This is a genomic window from Photobacterium rosenbergii (assembly GCF_003026455.1).
GTDB classification, from domain to species: domain Bacteria; phylum Pseudomonadota; class Gammaproteobacteria; order Enterobacterales; family Vibrionaceae; genus Photobacterium; species Photobacterium rosenbergii.
This window is the reverse complement of record NZ_PYMB01000001.1, coordinates 1,439,068-1,463,681: the sequence shown is the minus strand read 5'-3', so window position 1 is coordinate 1,463,681 and position 24,614 is coordinate 1,439,068. Positions and strand designations below refer to the sequence as shown.

Genomic DNA, 24,614 nt, shown 5'->3' with positions numbered 1-24,614 from the left:
AAATATTATGGCTGAAGTCGTACTTCGTGAGGTAGAGAAGGTCTACCCTAATGGATTTAAAGCGGTGAAAGGGGTCGACCTGACGATCAAAGAAGGCGAGTTTATGGTCTTTGTCGGCCCGTCAGGCTGTGCAAAGTCCACGACGCTACGCATGATTGCTGGTCTGGAAGAGATCACCGATGGCGACATCATGATTGGTGACAAGCGGGTCAATGACTTGCCACCCAAAGACCGTGGTATTGCCATGGTGTTCCAAAACTATGCGCTCTACCCGCATATGTCTGTTTACGACAATATGGCGTTTGGCCTCAAGCAACAAAAACTAGACCGCCATGAGATTGACCGTCGTATTCGCGAAGCGGCAGAAACACTGGAGATCACCCATTTATTGGGCAACAAGCCGGGTGAGATGTCTGGTGGCCAGCGTCAGCGTGTGGCGTTGGGGCGGGCCATGGTAAGGAAACCGGATGTCTTTTTGTTCGACGAGCCGTTGTCCAATCTCGATGCAAAGCTACGAGTATCAACCCGGGTTAGCATTGCCCAGTTGCACAATGATCTGAAAAATGAAGGCCAAACGGCCACTATGATCTACGTGACCCACGATCAGGTCGAAGCCATGACGCTGGGCGACCGGATCTGTGTGCTCAACCAAGGGCAGGTGATGCAGGTTGACACCCCGATGAATCTATACCAGTTCCCGGCCAACAAGTTTGTGGCAGGGTTTATAGGTTCGCCGGCGATGAATATGATCAAGGCAGAAGTCTCTCTTGAACAGGGCAATGTTTACCTACAGCCTGAAAGTGGTCCGAAACTGCTGTTACCGGCAGACAAAGCCAGTAAAGTGATGGATAAGGTCGGCCAGCAGGTCTGGTTTGGTCTTCGTCCCGAGCATATCAGCGTGGTGGATGAACAGGGTATGGCGGCCTCAACCCAGGACATTGAGTTGAAAACAATCAATGTGGTGGAGTCGATGGGTAATGAGCTTTATCTCTACTTCAACATCGGCGATGTTAAGCAGGTGGCGCGAGTACCGTTCAACCCGCAGCAGTCAATCAGCCACGGGGAGCTAAAGCCGCTTCACTTCGATATGTCACATTGTCATCTGTTTGATATTGAAACCGAAACCTCTTTGCTTTAATGGTTGAAATAGCCTTATATATAAGAAGAGAGCGCCTGTCATTCGAATAGAAACAGGCGCTCTTTTTGTTTTCCTCAGCGGGTTATTTCCCTCGCCAAATCCGGCTCGCCACTATTGGCCAAAATGATTTTCCTGGCCGCATTGCGCAATGCTAGTGTTGCCTGCCAATCACTGCCATCAGGTTTGAGCAGGGGACTAATGATGACGTCGATATCCCCTTTGCGGGGAAATAGAGACTTATCCCTGAGTATTGAGCGGGTGCCCTTGAGCGTAACAGGCAGAATAGGAATTTGTTTCTCTACCGCAATTTGAAAGGCGCCGAGATGGAAGTCATGGATACCTGCCATGCGGTATAGCGTCCCTTCGGGAAAAATGGTGAGTGGGCTCGGGCTGTCGGCAAAGCCGGCCAACTGCCGGCTGTCGGTGAGGCTTTTTTGGGTATCAAACCGTTCGACGAAATGGGTTCCCAGTTTTTCGAGGAAGGTTCGGGCAAAGAAATTATCTTTGAGTTCGGATTTGGCGACGAATTGATGGTCTTTACCGGTTGCTGCCAAGAGTACCAGGCCGTCAAGGTAGCTGGCATGGTTGACGATAACCAAGTAGGGGGAATCACCACTGGGTAGGTTGTCGATACCCGTGATCTCCATTTTGGTCCGGGTGAGTTTCATGAGCATTCTGGCCCCCCAACGGGCTACGGACCAACATGCTTGCCGGGAAGACAAAAGCGCCACCAAAACCCATACCGGTGGTGCCAATAGCGCCATAATTAGCCACATGTAGAACGCAAATCCCCAGTCTGCAGCCAAGCGTTTGAATCGGGTAAAAGCCGGCTTGGCACTGGATATGAACAAGCGGGTTGCTTGCCACCATACCGCACGTTGTGGGGCATTGAGTTTGTTCTCCTCGAATAACGTCTTGCATGCAGAGCGGCGGATCTTGCCACTGGACGTTTTGGGCACCGTATGGGGTGGGCAAAGCGCTACCACATCAGTGGGAATACCAAGCAGGTTGATTGAGAGGTTTTGTATTTCATCGCGGAGCTTTTGCTTTTGCTGCTCATCATTGAGTTTGGTTTCGGCCAAAACGACCAGTTGCTCGGTACCGGTTTTAGGGTTGGCACTGGCAAATACGGCGATACAACCCTTGCGGATACCGTCCAACTGGCTGACTGCAGATTCCAACTCTTGCGGGTAAATGTTGCGACCTGCCTTGATAATGATGTCTTTGACCCGCCCGGTAAGAAACAACTCACCCTCCATCGTTAGGGCGCGATCGCCCGTGCGCAACCATTCGCCATGGTAAAGCCCTTCGGTTTTATCCGGTGCGTGATAGTAACCCGATGTTGAGGAGGGCCCCTTGAATTCCAACTCCCCCTCCTGCCGCTCGGGCAGTTCCCTGCCTTGGCTATCGACAACCCGTATCTGGTGTCCGGGAAGAGGGTGCCCGAGGCCAATCAGCGGAATATTATGCTCGAGCAGGGCGTTGATATCTTGTTGCTCGCCTTCACTTCCTTCTGGGTTTAAATGTTTGCCTGTAGCGGTTTTTCCTGAATTCAATACCGCTTTACCCGAGTTCATCATCGTTTGTCTGTCGACCCATTCAACCCTCGGGGTACGGGTGTTAAGCGGGAAGGTCAAACCTACCGAAGACTCTGCCAAACCGTAAACCGGGGTCATGGCCTCTGGGGTGAAACCATGTGGTTGGAACCTTTGGGTAAATGCCTTCATGGTTGCAGGGCTGATGGGTTCAGCGCCGTTCCAGCAGTGCCGGACGCTGGAGAGATCCAACCCTTCCAAATCGGTATCCGGTATTTTGTTTACGCAAAGCTCATAGGCAAAGTTAGGGGCAGCGGTAATGGTTCCACGGTGGTGGTGAAGCGCCCAAAGCCAACGTTTGGGTTGGGTCAGGAAGTTGAGCGGCGACATGATCACTAGGGGGATTGCATGGTAAAGGCTGCCGAACCAAGCGCCGATTAATCCCATGTCATGGTAGACCGGCAACCAACTGACAAACACATCATCGGAGGTTGCGCCGACGGCCTTGCCCATGGCCCGAATATTGGCAAGCAGATTAGAATGGGTGAGTTGTACCCCTTTCGGCACCCCGGTACTGCCCGAGGTGTATTGTAAAAATGCAATGTCGTCCGGTTGGGCTTTGCCAATTTGTTGTTGCTCAGAAGAGACCGATTCGGCTGACAGCGTTTCAATTTCTTCTGCCGTAACAATGTGCTCCAGTGCCGGTACATGGAGCTTGAGCAGGGTAGATAAGCCTTTGGCCTGTTCTACTGTGATCAGCATTTTTGTCTCGGCGTTTTGCAGTATCTTACTGTGCCTGACAAGGTGGTCCTCAATTTGTGATGGCCTTGCGGGCGGGTATATCGGTACCGGGATCGCCCGTGACAACAAAATCCCGAAGAAGCAATAGAAATAGGCATTACAGGTAGGCAGCATGATTGCCACGGTATCTCCCGGGCCGATACCGAGATCTTGCAGCCGGCTAGCGATGATCTGTGCCTGCTGGTATAGGGTTTGGTAGTTGATGGACTCAACATTATCGGCATCTTGATAGACATACAGGTGCGGGCGGTCACCATGTTGGTCCACATGCCATCGCAGCAACTCTTGCAAGGTTTGGACTTGATCCGGGTAACTCGACGCTGTCGGTAGCTCTATCTTCTCTGCGGTGGCTCTAATCGCGGTTGGGTGTTGCTCGGCATTGAAAATGGCATTGAGCAAGTCACGGGGGGTATCAATTTCTGCCAGTGTCTGCGAAGGCAGGGTGAGGGCAAAATGTTGTTCAGTACGCTGGATAAGTTCAGCCCGGCTTAAACTGTCGAGACCAAGGTCTTGGTCTAGGCTGCTATCAAGTTGAACCGTACTGCTGTCAAAATTGTCTGGATTGACTTCCTTGGCCAGTTCAGTAACCAAGTCGAGTAATGAATGGGCAGCCTGTTTGGGATCGGAGTAGGGTGGGATATTCTGGCTTTCCATGGGCTACCCTTTTTCTTGTTATGATGCCTAAAGTGTAGCCAAAATCGGCATTAGTGCCGTTAAATGTATGAAAAGTGTGGTGATGTGCACAGTCGGTAGAGTGCTTGAGCGAACATGTCATATTGGCTATCTCTTTAGATAGCTCAAGGGATTATCAAGTTTGAATTGATACCGATGTTCGTTATCACAAAATATGACAACAAACACCGATACCTCTTTATATGTGCTGGGGTTAAGCGCCCTGTGCGATCTGGCTCAGCATGGCTTTATTGGCTTCAAGCCACTGTGAAAAGTCTTGGGGCTTGCGGCCTGTCAGCACTTCGAAATCCTGGCTGCTGCCATCAGAGAAAGCACCACGGGCATGTTGGTCCATGGTGGTGACCAAGGCGACGATACCTTCCGGCAGGCCGAACGATTCAAGTTGTGCCTTCAGCTCTTCATCTGATTGGTGGATGACCTGGATATTAAGCCCCAGCGCTTGGTTGATCTTGGCTGCCATTTGTTCAGTGGTCAGAGACTCTGGACCATTGAGTGTCAGGGTCTGTTTGCCGTTTAGGGCTTTTGCGACAGAAGCTGCGGCAGCATAGGCAAGGTCAAGGCGGCTGAGTTGTGCCGTTTTGCCTTCTTTCGCTGCGGTTAGCCACGCTTGGGTTTGTAGTGTGCTGGCGAAGAACTCAGCGAGGTTCTCGAAATACCAGTTGTTGCGAAGGATAGTCCAGTTGCTGATTTGGCTATCGGTAATCGCTTTTTCTGTCGCTTCATGCTCAAAGGCAAAGACGACTGGCGAGGTATCTGCTGCAGGCATTGAAGTATAGGTCAGGTGCTTAATACCCACATTTTGAGCTGCCAGTACCGCATTGCGGTGGAGTTCACTGCGCTGGCCAATGGCATCAATACTGATCAACAGCAGGTTGTCGGCACCGGCAAAAGCGGCTTCCAGCGAGGCTGGATTCGAGAAGTCAGCCTCACGGACATCGACACCTTTATCAGCCAGTTCTCTGAGGCTTGCAGCGTTACGGCTTGTTGCAATCAGTTGGTTCGCTGGAATATTGAAATCATTCAAAAGGTATTTAATGACTTGTTGCCCAAGTTTACCTGAAGCGCCTGTAATAAGAAGTTTGCGATCTGACATGGTGTTTCTCCTGATAGTGACATCGTCGGCTGGTTTCGCCGTATGTGCTGTTGGTACTCACTATATCGTTTACTCTTTGATTGATAATTAGCATGAAGATAAACTTACTGTTTAGTTTTGGTAAACAATAGGTCAGGTATGAATATCTCATTGGATGACATGGTGGTGTTTGCTGTGGTGGTGGAGCAGCAGTCGTTTACCAAGGCGGCTGATACGCTGGGCCTTGGCAAGGCACGGGTATCACAGGTGGTGTCGAAGTTGGAGTCTAACTTAGAGACAAGGCTACTTAACCGGACTACCCGCTCTTTGTCACTGACGGAAGCGGGGGCGCTCTATTACCAAAAATGTAAAGAGATACAGGACATCGCCAATTTGGCCAACACAGAAGTGCAGCAAGATACTGCTGAGCCAAGTGGCCTGATACGTATTTCAACTCCAGTGGGTAGTCCTGAATTAGTCAGGCTGCTGAGCGAGTTTTTAAAGCTGCATCCCAAAATCCGTTTGGACATCCTTGAAAGCGATGGTTACCAGGATTTGACCGAAGAGCGTTGCGATATAGCTATCCGTGCATCGGCTGCGCTGGCTGATTCAAGCTTGTATGCGGTCAAGATTGGTGAGTTTACTGACATGCTCTGTGCATCAAGGAGCTATCTTGAGCGCTTTCCACCGGTCAATGGGTTACAAGACCTTGACCAAATGAACTGGCTTAGCCATGCCATTGTCCACGGGCACAAGCATTTGGTATTGAAGAACAACCAGCAGCAGGTAAGTGTGCTAAACAAAGAGCCGTCGCTCTCGGTGCGAACGACAGCTATGTTGCGTGATTTCGTGCTGATGGGAGAAGGGTTCGCCGTAATGCCAAGCTTTGTGATTGAGAATGAGCTGAAATCAGGTCGGATTGTCCGGTTATTACCTGAGTTGCATGGTGTTACAGTGTCCCTTTATGCGGTGTACCAGCACAAAACACTGATGCCGAAGAAAGTGAGGGCGTTGATTGATTTTTTCAAAGCGCACCCGCTGTCGTCATCGGTATAATCTAGCCCCAGATAGCCGGGGCTTGATGTTAGTCGCTGAAGTCCAGCGACAGGAATAACCGTTTTTCATCACTGAGCAATGTTGGCGAGCGGTGAACAAGGGCAGTACGTTCGTTTCCTTCCCAGCGCTCTCCCTTGAGAAGCGCAACGTCACCGACTGTGAGTTGCTGGACATTCGCTTCTCTAGTATATAAACCCGAAACCGAATCAGGCCGGCCAAGGCTACCGTGCCCTAGCTTGGCACGATCGATGAGATGATTAGGTAGCCATTCTGTAGCCAGACCTTGATAGGTTGTCACTAGGCGGCAAGGGACTCTATCGACATGAAAGCGCGGGCACATTGCGGTGTCTAAGATAGCCAAGCGAAGACCTGCCCGCTTGAGATCAAACAGGCAACAGAACATATCGACAAGCTCGGCCATATTTTCTAATAAAGCTCGTGGGGCAGTTCCTTTGGTTAACTCCTCCAGATCAGCGTATGCCGAAGAGGGGGAAAGGGTGATGGACTTTTCAAATTTCTCATTAGCTTCAAGAAATTGGCTGACGGCATTGCTGAGCGTTTTGGTTATGGAGCGCTGCCAAATAGCGATGTTGATTTGCTCTTGGTAAATATCGGTTAATACCGTCGGGTTTTTGCCACAGGCGGCAAACGATTCTCGCTTGGGTTGTTCGATATTGTCCTTAATCCCAATGATGTCGTCAGGCGAGAGTTGTTCTGTTACAGCAGCATTCATTGTATGTCTTCCCATGTTACAAGCGGATTGCCTGTGTACTTCAATTACTCTGGACTTATACCAGTACAGAGCAAAGGTTGATTATTGTTATGTTATAACATAGCAAGTGTGTCATGGAAAACAACCCATCACCATAGGATAAAAAAACATACCCTAACTTCTGTCGTAAGAGAGGTTCATTGGCGATGAGAAGAGGTGACGAGCGGAAGGGAGAAACTTCTTAATAAATCAGGCCCAATTTCGAATTAGCGGGTGCTAAAAGGGACGAAACTGGGCCAAGGGTTGATTAAACCTAACGGGCTTAGTTTAGCTCGTTATGCTTACTTTAGGTCAAAGCGGTCTGCGTTCATAACCTTGGTCCATGCTGCGATGAAGTCTTTGACAAACTTCTCTTTGGCATCATTCTGGGCGTAGACTTCGGCAATAGCGCGCAATTGCGAATTAGAGCCAAAGACCAAATCTACGCGGGTTGCGGTCCATTTCTTCTCACCGGTCGCTCGGTTCGTTCCCAAGTAAGCACTGTTGTTAGGGCATACTGGTTTCCACTCCGTCGCCATATCAACGAGGTTAGTGAAGAAGTCGTTGCTTAGCACACCGACTTTGTCGGTGAATACGCCGTGTGCTGTATTGTTATGGTTTGTGCCAAGGACACGCAGGCCACCAACCAGTACTGTCATCTCCGGTGCTGTTAGGCCAAGCAGTTGTGCTTTATCAAGCAGCATCTCTTCGGCTGGAACTGAGAAGAGTTTTTTGGCGAAGTTGCGGAAACCGTCGGCTTCTGGCTCCAATACTGCAAATGAAGCTTCATCTGTTTGTTCTGCTGTAGCATCAACGCGGCCTGCCATGAATGGCACATCGACATCATAACCACCTTCTTTCGCCGCTATCTCGATAGCGGTATTACCTGCTAATACAATCAGGTCTGCGATAGAGACGCCACGCTCGCTGTTATTGAATTTGGCCTGGATAGCTTCCAGGGTCGCCAGCACTTTTCCGAGCTGCTCAGGTTGGTTTGCTTCCCAGTCTCGCTGTGGCGACAAGCGAATACGTGCACCGTTTGCACCGCCACGGAAGTCTGAACCACGGTAGGTCGATGCACTGGACCAAGCCGTTGATACTAGTTCGGAGACGCTGAGCTCTGAGTTGATGATGGCCTGTTTAAGCTCGGCAACATCGCTGCTTGATAGCGCGCCAAAACTTAGTTGTGGCAATGGATCTTGCCAAATTAAATCTTCTAACGGCGATTCTTCACCAAGGTAGCGGCTTTTAGGCCCCATATCACGGTGTGTCAGCTTAAACCAGGCACGGGCAAACGCATCGGCAAATTCTTCAGGGTTGTCATGGAAGCGCTTTGAGATTGGACCATAGATCGGGTCCATGCGCATTGCCATATCAGCGGTTGTCATGATGGTTTTCACTTTTTGTGACGCATCATGAGCCTTAGGTGCCATGTGCTCTTCAGCGACACCGATAGGCTCCCACTGCCAGGCGCCAGCCGGGCTCTTCACCAGATCCCAGTCGTAACCAAACAGCATATCGAAATATCCGTTATCCCAAACGATAGGGTTTGGTGTCCAGGCACCTTCAATCCCCGAAGTTGTCGTGTCGTCACCTTTACCGGAGCCAAAGCTGTTCTTCCAGCCAAAGCCCATCTCTTCCAGTGGGGCTGCTTCTGGCTCAGGCCCCATCTCTGCCTCGGGGCCTGCGCCGTGGGTTTTTCCAAACGTGTGGCCACCGGCTACTAGGGCAACGGTTTCTTCGTCATTCATCCCCATGCGGCCAAAGGTATCACGGATATCGCGGCCCGAAGCGAGAATGCTAGGGTCGCCGTTTGGTCCTTCTGGGTTTACGTAGATTAAGCCCATTTGCACTGCGGCAAGTGGTTTTTCTAAGTCCCGCTCGCCTGAGTAACGCTCGTCACCCAGCCATTCGCTTTCCGCGCCCCAATAAATGTCTTCTTCTGGTTCCCAAATATCGGCGCGGCCACCGGAGAAGCCAAAGGTTTTTAGTCCCATGGATTCGAGGGCAACGTTACCGGCGAGGATAAACAAATCAGCCCAAGATAGGTTGTTGCCGTATTTTTGTTTGACCGGCCATAGTAGGCGGCGGGCTTTGTCGAGGTTGCCATTATCCGGCCAGCTGTTTAGTGGGGCAAAGCGCTGGTTACCAGTATTACCGCCCCCGCGACCATCTGAAGTACGGTATGTCCCTGCGGCGTGCCACGCCATACGGATCATGAACGGGCCGTAATGGCCGTAGTCTGCAGGCCACCAATCCTGGGAGTCGGTCATAAGAGCTTCAAGGTCTGCTTTGACCGCCTTTAGGTCCAACGATTTGAAGGCTTCCGCATAGTTGAAATCTTCACCTAACGGATTTGATTTTTTATCATTCTGGTGCAGGATTCTGATATTCAATTGGTTTGGCCACCAATCAACGTTCTTGGTGGCCTTGCCACCTAGCGTTGTATTCCCGCCATGCATAACGGGGCATTTACCGGTAGTACTTTCTTGACCATTACTCATAGTGAACTCCTTCTCTGTCAGCAACTTGTGCGGCAGTCGATATGTTTGGAAAAATCAGTATGAATATAGCGAGAATGAGAAATGTTTACAGATGGCTGTATCGATAGTTGTGATAGATGGAGCCTATCTGAGGCACTGATTTGAATGTTAATTGATTTTAATCAAAATGTTACAGTGAGACGGAGGGGGGAAATACTTCCGGCTTGGCAGAAGCCCTGTATGGCTAAATATGTACCATACAGGGCTATGATTAAAATGCTTTAATCTCTTTTGTGGAAGTATTATTGTGCGATATCTTTGATGCGAACCTCATTGATTTTTTCAAAAGCATTTTTACTTGCAAGGAAACGCTTTACGGTATCGTGTAGTGGTTCGTCAGGAATGTTGATGCGATCTGTACCTTCGGTAAATGCGCTAAACCCGTCTCCACCATCAGCCAGGAAGTTGTTGGTAGCAACGTGGTATACACGCTCTTGCTGTAATTTTTCACCATTCAAGGTTACGCCGGTAATTCGTTCACCTACTGGACGCGATGAATCATACTCGTAGTAGAAGCCCGTAGATGTTTGCATGACACCGTTAGTGAGTCCCGCAGCATGCTCAAGCAACGTTTCAATTTGCTTGCCCGTTAGTTTTAGGAATACTGGGTAGTTAGGAAATGGAAGGGCATCAATCAGATCACCGTAACTCATTTCACCAGCATTGATATCCTCACGAATACCGCCACTGTTGGTGAAGGCTAATTCTGCGTCTTTGAAGGTTGCAAGGATACTGTCTGCAACTAAATTACCTAGCTTCGACGATTCGCCATAGGCTCGGGTTAGTGCTTCTGGAGCTGTAGTGATTTGCTCATCCGTGATAGCTGCTGCGTATTGGTTCCATTTGTTAATTGATGCTTGAACTTCGGCCTTCGGTGTCCACTCGTCAGCCCAAATAGACTGAAGATTAAAGTCGTAACCACGGATTTGGCGTTTGTCTTCATCAAAGTCAATCACTAGCTTACCCACATTGATCCCATACCCATCGGTAGACAAGATTAATGTGTCATTGACTTTGATTGGCTCAGGAGTCCCCACATGGGCATGGCCTGTGATTAAGAGATCCAGTCCTTCAACCTGCTTTACTGTTTCGATATCTTTATCTAATGCACGTCTTACATCCGTTGCCCCAGAGCTTGATTGGCGGGCAGGCGTACCTTGGTGGATTAGGGCCACGGTTATGTCAACTTGTGGCTTTAGTACATCAATGTATTTCTGCAGGAAGGCAACTTCGTCCCTTGCTTCGATGTTTTGGCGCATTTCAGCCGCAACAGTATCATCAAAGGCAAAGACGCCATGCAGGCCAATGATACCTAGCTTGATGCCGTCACGTTCGATGATGGTGTAGGGCTTGTCCCAAAACAGCTTGTCAGAGCCTTCGAAAAACACATTGCCAAGCAGTACTTCAAAATTGGCTTTTGACAATTGGACAAGGGTGTTGTCCCAACCGTAATCAAATTCATGATTGCCAACAGAGACGGCATCGTAGCCCATGTTGTTCATGATATCGATGATAGCTTCGCCCTTGGTTAGGCTATCGATTGTTGAGCCTGAGAAGTAGTCACCGGCATCTAGGAAAACAGAAGTCGGGTTCTTGGCTTTCTCTTGTTCTACATAGGCAGCAATATTGGCAAAACCGCCGACCTCACGGTTTTCATCGATGTAGCGGGCAATAAAAGGATCTGCTTTAGAATGGATATCATTGGTGTAAAGGATGGTGAGATCTTTTGCCATTAACGGTAGCGCTGTACAGGCAAGCAGTGAAGCGATCAGGGTCTTTCTCATGGTCTTAACTCGTCAGTGTTGGGGCTGGCGGTAAAATAGGGGAGGGGGAGCTTGATAAAGGCGACGCAGATCACATAAATTTCGCCAATACTCAATAATATTGTCAAATTTACAGAAAGTGTTGCCAGTTGCGTGATTTAAACGTTTGCAAAACAAGTTCCTGCCCCAACCTTGGTGTGAGTGGCTCTCCCGACTACGAGTACGAAACTTATAATCTGGGCTTTAGAGCGCTTCATTGTAAGCGCTGTGGAGCTAACCCTCCCATGCTGGATAACGATAGTTTCAATATGATGGTTGATTACTGGCAGGAAGTGATTGGCAATACGACTGGGAGGTGGTGCCCCAGGTGTGGACATGACGAAAACAAAAGATTTGGTTTTACCAAGGCACAAGCGCAGCGTTTTCGTTGTAAACACTGTGGTGTGACATTTACCAAGAAAGCCCATTCTCAACAAGCTACAGATAGGTGTGCAGAATTGTTGCAGTGGCTGGAAAGCCATAGCGAGAAAAAGCCCGAAACGGTACTTGGCTTGTCGGCAACTCAGATTGACCGCTGTTTTGATGCTATGCAGCAGGAAGCTATCTCACAGCTTGTCTTGCAACCCCCGGAAGAACGGGTCGCTACCATTACCTACCGAATGCCTTTCAAAGGAGGGTGGTGCTGGATAATGATAAGTTGCGGCCTAGGCAGTGGTCGAGTGTTGTGGCTAACGCCTATGTGTATTCCGCTGTGTTTACCTGAAACTGGCCGCTATTCTGCTTTGACGATGGCTGATAGAGATATCCCCAACGACATATCCGGTATTGATTTGGCTGTATTTAAAGAGAATCAGTTTATCCTGCGGTCTCAATTTGACCGCTTGAATATTGGTGAGTGCCACTCTACTTCAAAGCGTTATACGTTTGCCTTACCTGTTCTAACGGCCCATACGCACTTCAACCTGCTTTGTAAGCTTGGCCATGGTCAAAGCCTACATTCCCTCGAGCATGAAGTATTTTTGCGGGGAGCTTGTATTACGCAATTTTCCGATGCTGTAAAAAACAGGAATACGGCTTTGTATTACTTTGTTGGTCGGCCAAAAGGGAAGGAAAAGCTCAAGCGAACTCAGCGAGTAGGCTGGTGGAAAAATTTATGGCGTGAATATTGTACTGAAGACGGCAACAAGTTTGCGTTCTCTTTGTTGTGCGGAAAGGAGTTGAGTTCTCAAGAACAAGTACAAGATATCTCATTGGGGGCGGCACAAGATTTTGTTGATTTCATAATGCCTTATCAATCAGTATTCGGAAAAATGGTACTGCAGCGAGCGATATGCTTGTTGGGCTTTTTAGCGGTGAGGTTCAATGAAATAAGACAGGGTGAAAAGTAAACAGCCTAGCAAATGCTAGGCTGTTGATTGAAAGCGTGGTTAGGCTTGTTTCAGCTCGACCTCGTCGGCAATGAAACCGCCGGTTTGGTGCTCCCAGAGCTGGGCGTAGATACCGTCATGATCGAGCAGTTCCTGGTGGGTGCCTTGCTCAACGACTTCGCCTTTATCAAGTACGATCAGGCGATCCATTGCAGCGATAGTCGACAGGCGGTGGGCAATGGCAATTACCGTTTTACCTTCCATCAACTGGTACAGGCTTTCCTGGATTGCAGCTTCGACTTCTGAGTCAAGCGCCGAGGTTGCCTCATCAAGGATCAAGATCGGGGCATCTTTTAGCAGCACACGGGAGATGGCAATACGCTGACGTTGGCCACCAGACAATTTCACACCGCGCTCACCGACCTGTGCATCGTAACCAACGTTGCCATGGGGATCGCTCAGTGTTTCTATGAACTCATGGGCGTGGGCCTGCTTGGTGGCGCTGAGTAACTCCTCTTCAGTCGCATCTGGGCGACCGTAGAGGATATTTTCTCTAATAGAACGATGCAGCAACGATGTATCCTGTGTCACCATACCGATTTGGCCGCGCAGTGAATCCTGTGTCACGTCGGAAATCGTCTGGCCGTCAATCTTTATGGCCCCTGCTTCTACATCGTGGAAACGCATCAGCAGGTTAACCAAGGTGGACTTGCCCGCTCCGGAGCGGCCAATTAAGCCAATCTTCTCACCCGGTTTAATGTTCAGGTTAAGTTTTTCGATCACCCCTTTTGCTTCGCCGTAGTGGAAGCTGACATCATTGAACTCAATACCACCTTTTTCAACCTTCAAATCCGGCGCGCTAGGCTTATCCTGGATATCGACAGGTTTGGATAGGGTTTTCATCCCATCAACCACGGTGCCGAGGTTTTCAAACAGGCTACCGACCTCCCACATGATCCATTTAGACATGCCGTTGATACGAAGTGCCAAGCTAACTGCAATCGCGATAGCCCCGATGGAAATAGCGGCACTCGACCACAGCCAGATAGACATGCCGGCAATAATGAAAACCAGCAGGTAGTTGATGGCTTCTACCGAGATGTTAAAGCCAGTGACGAATCGCATCTGGCGGTATACGGTGTCCATAAAGCCACTCATGCCCTGCTCGGCATATTCGGTTTCGCGGTTAGTGTGCGAGAACAGCTTTACGGTAGAGATGTTGGTATAGCTGTCAACAATGCGGCCGGTCATCATTGAGCGGGCATCGGCTTGTTCGGTAGCAACCGCTTTCAGCTTAGGGACGAAGTACAATTGGATGCCGACATAAGCCGCCAGCCAAAGTAGCATTGGGATCATCAAACGGGCATCGGACTGACCAATCATTACCACCATAGAAGTAAAATAGACGGTGATGTAGACCAGTACATCAAGCAGTTTCATCACCGTTTCCCTGACTGCTAGGGAAGTTTGCATGACCTTGGTTGCAATGCGCCCGGCAAATTCATCCTGGTAGAAAGAGACACTTTGACGCAGCAGGTAGCGGTGCGCCAACCAACGGATCGACATTGGGTAGTTGCCCAGAAGGGTCTGGTGAACAACCAAAGAGTGAAGGGTGATAAGGATTGGGACGACGATCACCACCAATAACCCCATGCCTAGCAACTTGCCGCCCTCTTCGGCCCAGAAAGTATCTGGGTTGTGTTCGGCCAACCAGTCTACAAGTTGGCCCATGAAGCCAAATAGAGAGACTTCAACAATGGCAATCAGTGCACTGAGCACCGACATAGCCAGTAGGGGGAGTTCAAAACCGCGGGTATAGTGGCGGCAGAAGGCGAACAGTCCTTCGGGTGGCTGCTCTGGCTCGTGTGGCGGAAAGGCCTGTGCGAGCTTTTCGAAACGTTTGTACATATATTGATGGTTCCAGTCTGGCAGATGTGTTTGGCAAAATAGCACTATCGAAGGCTAAAGCCCGGAAAGCTATGACTTGATGCGCGCAGCATGTGAGGCATAGGGGGAAGTGAAACCGGAGCGTTATCCCGACAGGAAAAAGGAATGTGTTGTAGTAAAACTCACGTCTGAGTTTACACATTATGGTTGCAGATTGTACATTTCTGCAACTAAGAGGTTAAGACATAATTGTGCATCAATCTTGCCTGATTCTACTTTTTTCCTCGTTTGTTTTTTCTTTCGGGATGAGCGTTGACAAGCATACAGAGTTAAAGGTTCTGTTTTGAGGGATTAGGTAGATATCATTGTGAACATTACAGAAATAACAGCGGAAGAAACATTACCTATTCGACACCGGGTACTGTGGCCCAATGAGAGTGTTGAATTTTGCCGGGTGCCAGATGATGCGGATGGCCTGCATTATGGTGTTTATCATGATGGGGCGCTGGTCTGTGTGGCATCAGTGTTTGTGTTGGGTGAGAAGGCTAGGCTACGCAAGTTTGCCACACTGCCTGAGTACCAAGGCCAAGGAATAGGATCTTCGATGATTGAACATATTCTAAAAGCACTGAAAGAAAAAGGTGTGAGCCTTTTTTGGTGTGACGCCCGGGAAACGGCTGGTGGTTTTTATCGTCGATTTGGTATGGCGCCAGAAGGTGAGCGATTTTACAAAGGTGATGTCCCGTATTTCAAGATGGCAATGCGCTTGACATAAATACAAGTTAGGCTGGATGTTACCGGTAACGAGTGGTTTAATGGCAGGATTGCCAAGGTACCTATTACGCTTAAGGCAAGCGAACGGAAAATAAAAAGTTAGCAGGAAGAACAATGAAAGAAAGTCAGCAATTGAACCTCGAATTTTCCCCTTTGGTGGAGCAGGGCTTTGACCTGGCCGAATGCCCTCGTTGGGACTGGCGCCAGCAAGCCTGGTGCTGGGTAAATATCCCTGCCGGTGAGTTATGGCGCTTGAAAGATGGTCAAGCCGAGTCTCGCCAGTGGGATGACATGCTCGGCTGTGCGGCAATGTGGGGTGAAGACGGTTTTGTACTCGGAACAAAATCTGGCGTATACCTGCTGGAAAGTTGGGATGCGGAACGTCAGCAAATTGCCCCGCTGGAGAAAACCCACCCAAGAATGCGCTTCAATGATGGCCGTGCTGCGCCGGGTGGCCGTTTCATGGCCGGCACGCGCAACGGTGCCAAAGAAGGTGATCAGGGCCAGTTCCATCAGTTGATGGCGGGCGGCAAATTGGAAAAGATGCCGATGTTTGCCTGGACATGCAACGGCTTGGCATTCTCGCCTTGTGGCAAGATATTGTATTGGGCGGATACAGGCTCTAGCTTGGTTTACCGTGCGGACTACAACCCTGAAACCGGTGAATACGGCGAAAGCACCGTGTTCTGCGATTTGACCGATTTTGATGGCCGCCCTGATGGCGCCAGCGTCGACAGCGAAGGGGCTTACTGGGTGGCAATGTACAGCGGTAAGTCTGTGGTTCGTATTGGTACTGATGGGGTAGTGACCCACGTGATCCCAGTCCCTGCCGACAACCCGACAATGGTCGCACTGGGAGGCGAGAAAGGTAACCAACTCGTGGTCACTAGCGCTGAGGGTAGCAATGGCCCGGGCCGCGTATTGACGGCCCTTGTTGACTGGCAAGGCGTTGAAGAGTCGCTAGTCACCGTGCTGTAAGCGCAACGGGTTCTCCATCATTATCAAAAAAGGGCGTAAGCTTTTGGGGTTACAGCGTAGTTATGTTCGCTTATTCCACCACAAGGCAGTTGCGCCCTTCTTCTTTAGCCTGATACAAGCAGTTATCAGCGCGTCGGATCAATGAGTGAATGTCACTCTCCGCATGGGTTACCCCCATACTGATGGTGTACTTGATGGTATTGCCAAGGATGGTTAACTCAGAGCTGGCAATTTCCTCAATCATTCTGTTTAACCTTTGGACGAAAATCTCTGGGGAATTACCGAACAGAATGCAGAACTCTTCACCACCGAAACGAGCCACCAAAGCATCAGGGAAGTAGACCTGTAAGGTGTTCGCCAACTCAATCAGTACCATGTCGCCGATATGGTGACCATAGTTGTCATTGAGATGCTTGAAGTTATCAATATCGAGCAGGGCAAGGCATCGCGGTCCGTTATTTTTCTTCACCAAGTGGTGATTGAAGAAATAACGGCGGTTCCATGATTGAGTGAGGTAATCACGGTTAGCTAGCAGGTAAAGGTTACGTTCTGAGTCAAGGATATTTAGGGTGCTGTGCAACCGGCAGTAGAACTCTTCCTGATTAAAGGGCTTTTTGAGGAAATCGTTGGCACCTGCTTTGAGGAACTTTGCGGTAAGGGCTGGCTCTTCACTGGCAGAGAGGCCAATGACAGCAAGTTGGCCTGGTCGAAAACGCTTTCTGAGTTCTTTGATCAGGCTAACGCCATCGCGTTCCGGCATCGAATAGTCGGTAATAACCAGCGAGATTGATTTATGCTTGTTGATCATCTCCAGCGCTTGTTCGCCATTTTTGGCCTCTAGCACGGTGAGATATTGCCTTTCCAGCAAGCTACGGATGTATTTTCGTGCAGTGACTGAATCATCAACAACCAAGGCTGTATGGTCATGGTTGCGCTCCAGGCGCTGCAGGATGGGGATAATGCTGGATATACAGGTTGGGCTGTCTTTTGGAATGTAATCAATAACCGTTTTTGCTAGCACTTTTTCACGGGTCATTTCATCCATAAGTGCTGTCAAAACAATGACTTTTATCCCAACCGATAAACACACATCGATAATCTCACCGTCTTGGCCATCCGGCAAGCAATAGTCGAGAATGGCGCAGAGAAAATCTGTGCTGTTGTCCAAAACAGCTTCAGCTTCAGCGATGGAGTTGGCAATGACCGGGGTATAGCCTGCTTGTCTTAGTTCACTTTCAATAACTCGACGGAATGGGCGGCTATCCTCGACGACCAAAATTTTTTGTTCCATCACTCAAACCCTGTAGCTGTCTATTATTATGCTTGTTTATAAGGCGCAGTATTATGAGCTATTTTATTTTGAGATACAATTAACACATTCTTTTGTTTGCAGAAATACAATTACTTGTCTGTTTCGGCGACATTAGAGTACTGATGAAAATCAACCAGCCAATACTTTTTACTGAATAGTTATTCTGATAATGGAGATGTGAAATTTTTAAAGTGGTGTTATCTTACTGATGTGCAATCAAGTTTTGTTACTATCCCATTAGCAAAGAAGAAGTTATTTCTTAAGGAAAATGTAAAAGCACAATCTTGATGGTTTTCTAATGAGAGGGATTAACCCCTTTGAGTCATTAAGGCACTCAATTAGGGAAAAATAAAGCCTTAATGCGTTCAGGCATTATTTATCTCTTTTATCTTTTTTCAAGTAATAAACTGGTAACTTATTTTTCATTACAGCTATGATACTTTTCTTTTGCTAACGACACTGAGAAATTCGGAAATGAAAATGGGCAATGTCACAAGGTGGCTTGCCCATTATTAGTGTTTATTGTCTTAAGCTGTAATGCTCGAGGATAGCAGTGACCTCTTTTATCCGCCGCTCAAAACTGCTCTTTGATGCCCGCTCGTGTTCGGTATGATCACCATCACCGAAAGGACCAAATCCATCCAAAGTCGGGACGCCAGCCCCCGCCATAATATTGGCGTCGCTGACCCCGCCTCGCTGTTCTGTTTTCAATTCATAGCCCAAAATAGCAGTGATTTTTTCAAGTAATGCCCGCTGTTCCGGGGTGGGGGTCATGACATCCCGTTGCAATCCGCCTTCAATTTTAGCAGTTACTCCTTCTATGCCATGCTGGTGGATCAGTTCAGGGATGGCACCCAGCACTCTTTGCTGTTCTTCTGGTTGGGTAAAGCGTGCTTCAACCATTAATTCTGCATGGGGGGAAATCGTATTGGTGCTGATACCACCTTTGATTTTGCCGACATTGACGGTTGTTCCTTGCGAAATCTTTGTTAATTCATCTAAAGCAATCAGCAATTTGGCGGCTGCAAGGTTGGCGTTTTTACCCAGGTGGTAGTTATTGCCGGCGTGGGCAGCGACACCAGTAAGCGCTATTTTGTAGGTGGCGACCCCTTTGCGGCCGACGACGACTTCGTGATCAGGACCCGCAGCCTCGAAATCTATACAGGCGGAATATTGATGGGCAATTTGGCGGGTAACAAACTTACTGTCATCGCTGCCAGTCTCTTCATCACTGACCAGCAACACATCGATGTTACAGATTTGACCATGTTGTTGGTGTAGGTTTCTAAGAGCACTCAATGCAACGAAATTGCCGCCTTTCATATCACAGGTGCCTGGTCCGTAGACCCATTCATCGTCCTCGGAGAACTTTTCAAATATTCCTGGTGGGAATACAGTATCGAGGTGGCCGAGTAGTAAGATTTTAGGTGCGTTATTTTGCTGCGGTGTCGTAAACAGTAAATGATTTCCCACATTTTCCCGCTGGAACACTTCCACATTGAAGTCAAGTGGTTTCAACCAATTTTTCATGGTCTGACCACTTAGATCTACGCCTTCCTTGTTTCCTGTCCAGCTGTTTATTTCAACAATAGTTTTTAAATCAGTGAAATCGATAGGTTTCATAATTTGATTCCTTGCACAGCTTTAGTGTTTTTTCTGCGCTGTTTGAATGAAAGTTCCACATAGCTCACTGTTACCACATATATGCAACATTATGATGTCAAACTATGTTAATACTTGGTTGGTTTTTCCCACAATGCCATTTCGGCATTTTTTAGAACTGCTCACAAAAGGAGTGACACATGGCAAGGCGTCGGGTCGGTTTATGGATGTATGAAAACTGTGGAGGTAAAGAAATAGAACAAAAAATCGTCAACAAATTGCGAGAGCGAGAAATTGATGCCTTAACTGGGCTGAATTTGGCGTACGCAACCGCATTTGACGGCAATATTGTATGTAATGGGCAACAACTTAACGAACTCGACCTGTTTTTCTCTTATAACGCGGGTCAGCAGACGCCGTATCAGGTGTACCTCTATCAGGTACTGAACTCGATGATGCCGATGATCAACAACTATGAATCCTTTGCGTTGACGGAAGATAAATTCCGTACTGCTCATGTGTTGAAGACCAACGGCATTACAACGACCGACTATGTGATTTGTAATAAACACAACTTGGAGCAGGTCCGGGCCCACATGCAGTTCTGGGGTGGCAAGGCAATCTGCAAGCCGGTCGATGGTTGGGGCGGCAATGGCATCATCAAGCTAGAGAGCGAGCGCGATCTCGAACTGCTTATACCGTTTATCAATCACCAACAAGCGCCGCAGTTCTATATCGAGCGGGTTATCGAGAATGACTTTTCTGATTACCGTATCGATATTGTCGATAACAAGTATGTCGCCTGTTATGGCCGTAAAGCGGCTCCGGGGAGTTGGAAGACCAATGTCACCAGCGGCGGCAGCGTGATTAAACGCGAACCTGTTCCTGAAGTGATCGAGCTGGCACTGAAAGCCGCGAAGGTAACAGGTTTGGAGGTCGCTGGTGTTGATATTATCTATGACGTTGAGCACCAGCGTTATGTGGTTATTGAAGTCAATGGTATCCCTGCCTTTGCTACCCCTGATCAAGAGGCGTTCGGACTCGATTTTAATGACACCAAGATTGACTACTTAGTCGATCTAATTGACCGCACCGTCACCCAAGATACCAAAGAGCCTGCCAAGGGCTTCATCCCTTCACTTTCAGAAGCGCTAATTAAACCTAACCTGCTTACCGAGGAAGCTGCAGTATGAACACCCAGAATCACACTCGTCCCAAAATCGGCCTGTTGTACCTAGATCATGTACTGCGCTTCTTTAACCGCTCTAACTTTAAGGGGTGGCCGGATAAAATCGAACAGGTGACTTACCATTGGGGTAATGACAAAGACCGGTTTGTTGCTGAGGTCAAACGGAAGAAAATCGATGTGCTGATCGGCAATATTCCGGCTACCGCTTACGAGACGTTCCGTGAAATCGCCCGTGAGTTGCCCGATGTTCGTTTCCTGCCGTCACTCGATAGCCAGTTCAGCAATAAATCAAAAGAAAACGTGACTCACTTCTGCGAGAAATACGATTTGCCTATCCCGCGTACCCGTATTTTTTATGAAGTCGAAGAGGCATTGGCCTTCCTGACCAGCACCGATTACCCGAAAATCGTCAAGCGTTCGTATGGTCCATCCAACTACGGGGGCTACTTCGTTCATAAGGTTGATGATGCCGAAGAGGCCCTACGCCTGTTCTCGGAAAAACGCTATTACCCCGCTTATATCCAAGACTTTGTGCCAATGAAGGCTGATATTCGGGTAATGTTGGTGGGGCATCAACCTGTCTGTGCGTTCTGGCGTCGTCCACCGGAAGGCGAGTGGTTAACCAACACTAGTCAAGGCGGTAGTATGGACTATCAGGCAGTACCAGATGGCGTGCTTGAGTTGGCGGTGAAAGCTTCCAAGGCGGCCAATGCCGAGTACTGGGCGTGTGATATTGCGGTGAGCATGGATGATGACTACACCATTTTGGAATGTGCGACTGCTTTTGCCGCCTTCCCATATATCCGTGACTGGATTGGTCAGTACTTGATGTGGCTGTTGGCGCCGCAAGACTTCCGTAAACCGTATTTTGCCCACCGTAACTGGGAAGAAATCGGCAAAATCGATTCATCCCTTCTTCGTACCATGCGTTATATCAGTTTCGGCCAGGCAGACTACTCGACCGATACCGGAGAATATGCACCGCAAGATGATCGCTACCGCCTGATTGAGACGAGTTACCAGCGCGAGGAAGAGTGGCCGAGTGAAGCATGGAATTTCCAGGGTAATACGCCTTATAAAGTCATTGCTGCAGGTAGCGAGCCGGTTGCGAAAGCCTGTCTTGGTATGGAGCAGGAGCTTGATACCGGCATTGAGCAACAACAAAAGGTGGTCATTGCCCCCGAGCAAGAAGTAGCCGCTGATAGCCAACCGTTGAGCGAAGAAGAGTTGCTAGCGTTTTTCCTTCAAGTGAAGAGCGTCGGCAAAACCTTGGCCGGTGATATCGTCACCACCCTTGGCGCGGTTGAGGCCGTTCGGGTTCTCAATCATCAACCAGAAATCCTGTTGCAGTTCAGAAACCTCAAGCACAAGAAGTTAGCCATAATCATGGATGCATGGCGTGAGTATTGTGCAGAACACCAGTATCGCTACGAAGAGGCGGTTGAATGAAGAAACAATATATCTCTTACCGGGACATGATGGACTTCCTGGAAGAGGCAATGGCGAAATACCCGGATTTAATCCGCTTGCAGAGTATTGGCGATACCCATGAAGGGCGGCCCATCATGATGGTCACCATATCGCAGGATGTAGCCTATGCTGATCTCAAGCCGGCTCTACTCTATACCGGTACCATTCATGCCAGAGAGTGGATTGGTATTGAGTTGGCGGTGAGCTTTGTCCAGTATTTGCTGGACAACTACCCATCCAACCCTGATGTGGTAGAGGCACTGACCCGCAATACCTTATATATGGTGCCTTGCCTTAACCCTGATGGTTTCGAATACTCCCGTAAGCATTTTTCATTCTGGCGTAAAAACCGCAGAGATAACGGCGACGGCACTTTCGGGGTCGATCTTAATCGTAACTTCGGTATCAACTTCCGCCAGTCGACCCAGACCAACTCGAATATCTACGGTGGCCCGGGGCCGTTTTCCGAGCCGGAAACACAAGCGATCAAGCAGTTTGTGGAAAGCCGTGACAATATCTGTGTTGCGCTGGATTACCACTCGCAGGGCAATGTGTTTTTCCCTGCCCACAAGTTCAACCACGAAGCTGAAATTGAAGGGACTGACTTGAATATCCTCTGCGCCAATATGGCTCGGGAGATCTACAAAGTTACCAATCGTCAGTATGGTATTCATCGTGGTAAGCCGCCCGCGAACCTTATCCACGGTAGTGGGCGTGAGTATTATTACGATCGTGGCATCTTGTCGACCGTGGTCGAGGTGGGGAGCCGAAATATACCGGATTACCTGATCAATATGTCCCAGAGTGTCGATGAAAACATTCCCGCGCTGCTTTATGCCTTGCGGACGACTATTGATTATTCGAAGCTTGCGCCAAGCCGTCCGGAGAGTTTCTCGACCAAGGAAATCATTGCCAATACGGTAGAATTGGTTTGGGAGTCCGGTGCTGAGGATGAAGGTTGTTATTACCAGATCTACCGCAGTGAAACGCCAAAAGCGCCTTGTACTCGCGATAACCTGATCGCAATCACCTCACAGTTACGCTACACCGACAAGCAGCTCAAATCAGGCCGGCGTTATTTCTATAATTTGCGCAAGGTAAACCGGGTAACGCGGATTAAATCGCCGTTTGCCCCGGAGCTGAAAATCAAAACCTTGCTAGAGCGTGATGAGTTCTCGTTTACCTTGTTCCCGAGCCCGGAAAAAATCGGTTATGTCGGGGAGCTGACCCGAGGCAATAATGCCGAACACTTTGGCCATAACTCGCTGTTTATCGGAGTCAATAAAACCAAGGGGATCTGTTACGGGGTGATTGATTATGACATGAGCCGGTTGCCGGCTGATGCCAAGATCAAAGACGCACTGTTCTCGCTTTATCCGATGAATCGTGTCGGGGCGAAAATTGAAAACTACGGGGAATGGTCGGTGTCGATCCTCGACCCGGACGATATCAACGACATTACCGATTTCGAGCAGATCCACAACGCGACGCCAATCCAAACGCTGGGTGATGCCATCGACTCCGATCAGCTGACCCAGGGGATTTGGAAAAGCTGGCATTTCAGCGCAATGGAGAAAGAGCTGATTGAGCAGCAGCTTGAGAAGGGACGTTTGTTACTTAGGTTACAGGGGCCGGTGAACTTGCCGATGGGCAATGACTCGCAGATGATGCAGTTTGATATCGGTTATGGCCGTTTCGGTGGCGGGATTCATTATCGCCCGAATCTGGATTTGATTTATCAGCGCAAGCCTTACCAGTTGGCGGTTGGGGCCAGTGCCTGCCATACGGTCAAAGCCGGCGCAGTTGAGGCGAGTAAGCTGCAGAGCGGCTATGATGCCAACGGTGAGCGCATTTTCGGCGTGGTGGACTTCACCCTACCTAGGATGTCAGAGCAAAGTGACGTGGTGTTTACAGATGCCTACTTTGTGCTGGAAAGTGCATCACTGACGGGGATCAACCAGCCAATGCGCTTCCTTGTCGAGATGGTGGATGTTGATGAGCCTGATTTTGAACAACTGACCACGAGTGAGCCGATAGAGTTTATTGGCTACGAAGTCAGTAGCGAAGGGTTAGCCAAAACTGCTCGTCAGACGTTTATGTTTGACAGTTCAGCTCGGCAATACCTTGAAGATTGCTATGATCAGAGCCGGGCTGTAAAGCTGGTCATCAAGGCAACCTCGGCTTCCCGCCAGCATGATGCAGTAGTTGAGTGGAAGACGGACTCGAACGACGGCACCATGTCGACCCAACTGGTGGTGGAGTATATCGAGCGTCGCAAACAGCCGCTTGAGACGCCGGAAAACTTCCGGGCCAGCCTAGAAGGTGGCATGGTTAAACTGACGTGGGATAACCCTGAAGACAGCGACTGGGTGGGTACCTATGTGGTTCGTAACAGCTTCCATCCTCCCCGATCCCCATTCGATGGTGTCAAGCTGTATGCCGGCAAAGATGGTTATACCTTCGATAAGTTCGGTAATGCCAACCTAGCCAAGTACTACTCAGTGTTCAACTACGATAACGTGCCGAACTACTCTGCACCTGCGTCACTTAAGTTCAGCACGGATGAAATAACGCCGGTTGAATTTGATGAGTTCGAAGCCCAGGACGAGGTCGAACAGCGCTACCGCCAGGGTGATTAATTAAGGCGATTGAGCAAAAAGAAAAGCCGCCAGCATGAGTACTC

Annotated in this window: 16 protein-coding genes; 8 read left to right on the top strand and 8 right to left on the bottom strand. The window is 49.1% G+C overall.

Translation table 11 applies throughout. From position 1 onward, the window contains the following. Positions 1-7 precede the first annotated feature (7 nt). A complete protein-coding gene (locus C9J01_RS06750; RefSeq protein WP_107297308.1) occupies positions 8-1,138 on the top strand; it encodes an ABC transporter ATP-binding protein in 1,131 nt (376 codons plus the stop codon). 74 nt (positions 1,139-1,212) lie between these two features. Here the strand turns inward: C9J01_RS06750 and C9J01_RS06745 are convergent, their stop codons facing one another. Further along, positions 1,213-4,128 carry an AMP-binding protein gene (locus tag C9J01_RS06745; protein ID WP_107297307.1) on the bottom strand — a complete coding sequence of 972 codons (2,916 nt, stop codon included), beginning with the start codon at positions 4,126-4,128 and terminating at the stop codon, positions 1,213-1,215. A 232-nt stretch (positions 4,129-4,360) separates the two neighbouring features. Beyond that, positions 4,361-5,260, bottom strand: coding sequence for an NmrA family NAD(P)-binding protein (locus C9J01_RS06740; protein ID WP_107297306.1), 900 nt, complete (start codon positions 5,258-5,260; stop codon positions 4,361-4,363). A 138-nt stretch (positions 5,261-5,398) separates the two neighbouring features. Between C9J01_RS06740 and C9J01_RS06735 the strand changes: the two genes are divergently transcribed. Next, entirely contained in the window at positions 5,399-6,295 is an 897-nt protein-coding gene (locus C9J01_RS06735; protein ID WP_107297305.1) for a LysR family transcriptional regulator, read from the top strand. Positions 6,296-6,323: 28 nt separating this feature from the next. Here the strand turns inward: C9J01_RS06735 and C9J01_RS06730 are convergent, their stop codons facing one another. From C9J01_RS06730 to C9J01_RS06720, 3 genes are all read right to left on the bottom strand, one after another. Beyond that, positions 6,324-7,028 (bottom strand): DUF1826 domain-containing protein, encoded by a 705-nt coding sequence (locus C9J01_RS06730; RefSeq protein ID WP_107297304.1) that lies wholly within the window; start codon positions 7,026-7,028, stop codon positions 6,324-6,326. A gap of 320 nt (positions 7,029-7,348) precedes the next feature. After that, positions 7,349-9,550 (bottom strand): catalase/peroxidase HPI, encoded by a 2,202-nt coding sequence (gene katG, locus C9J01_RS06725; protein ID WP_107297303.1) that lies wholly within the window; start codon positions 9,548-9,550, stop codon positions 7,349-7,351. 281 nt (positions 9,551-9,831) lie between these two features. Further along, entirely contained in the window at positions 9,832-11,373 is a 1,542-nt protein-coding gene (locus tag C9J01_RS06720) for a bifunctional metallophosphatase/5'-nucleotidase (protein ID WP_107297302.1), read from the bottom strand. Positions 11,374-11,636: 263 nt separating this feature from the next. Here C9J01_RS06720 and C9J01_RS06715 point away from each other — a divergent pair, with 263 nt between their 5' ends. Continuing rightward, positions 11,637-12,740 (top strand): transposase-like zinc-binding domain-containing protein, encoded by a 1,104-nt coding sequence (locus C9J01_RS06715; RefSeq protein ID WP_107297301.1) that lies wholly within the window; start codon positions 11,637-11,639, stop codon positions 12,738-12,740. Between the two features lie 39 nt (positions 12,741-12,779). Here the strand turns inward: C9J01_RS06715 and C9J01_RS06710 are convergent, their stop codons facing one another. Next, on the bottom strand, positions 12,780-14,627 hold the full coding sequence (locus C9J01_RS06710) for an ABC transporter ATP-binding protein (protein WP_107297300.1): 1,848 nt from the start codon (positions 14,625-14,627) through the stop codon (positions 12,780-12,782). A gap of 346 nt (positions 14,628-14,973) precedes the next feature. On the opposite strand from C9J01_RS06710, the gene C9J01_RS06705 reads away from it, so the two are divergent. Next, on the top strand, positions 14,974-15,381 hold the full coding sequence (locus C9J01_RS06705; RefSeq protein ID WP_107297299.1) for a GNAT family N-acetyltransferase: 408 nt from the start codon (positions 14,974-14,976) through the stop codon (positions 15,379-15,381). A gap of 113 nt (positions 15,382-15,494) precedes the next feature. Next, positions 15,495-16,358: an SMP-30/gluconolactonase/LRE family protein gene (locus C9J01_RS06700; RefSeq protein ID WP_107297298.1), complete on the top strand. Its 864-nt coding sequence runs from the start codon at positions 15,495-15,497 to the stop codon at positions 16,356-16,358. A gap of 70 nt (positions 16,359-16,428) precedes the next feature. Here the strand turns inward: C9J01_RS06700 and C9J01_RS06695 are convergent, their stop codons facing one another. After that, a complete protein-coding gene (locus C9J01_RS06695) occupies positions 16,429-17,649 on the bottom strand; it encodes a response regulator (protein WP_107297297.1) in 1,221 nt (406 codons plus the stop codon). Between the two features lie 540 nt (positions 17,650-18,189). After that, positions 18,190-19,293, bottom strand: coding sequence for a M20 family metallopeptidase (locus C9J01_RS06690; protein ID WP_107297296.1), 1,104 nt, complete (start codon positions 19,291-19,293; stop codon positions 18,190-18,192). A 179-nt stretch (positions 19,294-19,472) separates the two neighbouring features. Here C9J01_RS06690 and C9J01_RS06685 point away from each other — a divergent pair, with 179 nt between their 5' ends. Genes C9J01_RS06685 through C9J01_RS06675 form a run of 3 tightly spaced genes read left to right on the top strand, consistent with a single transcriptional unit; the run spans position 19,473 to position 24,570 of the window. Continuing rightward, positions 19,473-20,465 (top strand): ATP-grasp domain-containing protein, encoded by a 993-nt coding sequence (locus C9J01_RS06685; RefSeq protein ID WP_107297295.1) that lies wholly within the window; start codon positions 19,473-19,475, stop codon positions 20,463-20,465. Then, positions 20,462-21,910, top strand: a complete 1,449-nt coding sequence (locus C9J01_RS06680) for an ATP-grasp domain-containing protein (RefSeq protein WP_107297294.1) — start codon at positions 20,462-20,464, stop codon at positions 21,908-21,910. Before C9J01_RS06685 ends, C9J01_RS06680 begins: the two co-directional genes overlap by 4 nt. Continuing rightward, entirely contained in the window at positions 21,907-24,570 is a 2,664-nt protein-coding gene (locus C9J01_RS06675; protein WP_107297293.1) for a M14 family zinc carboxypeptidase, read from the top strand. Before C9J01_RS06680 ends, C9J01_RS06675 begins: the two co-directional genes overlap by 4 nt. Positions 24,571-24,614 lie beyond the last annotated feature (44 nt).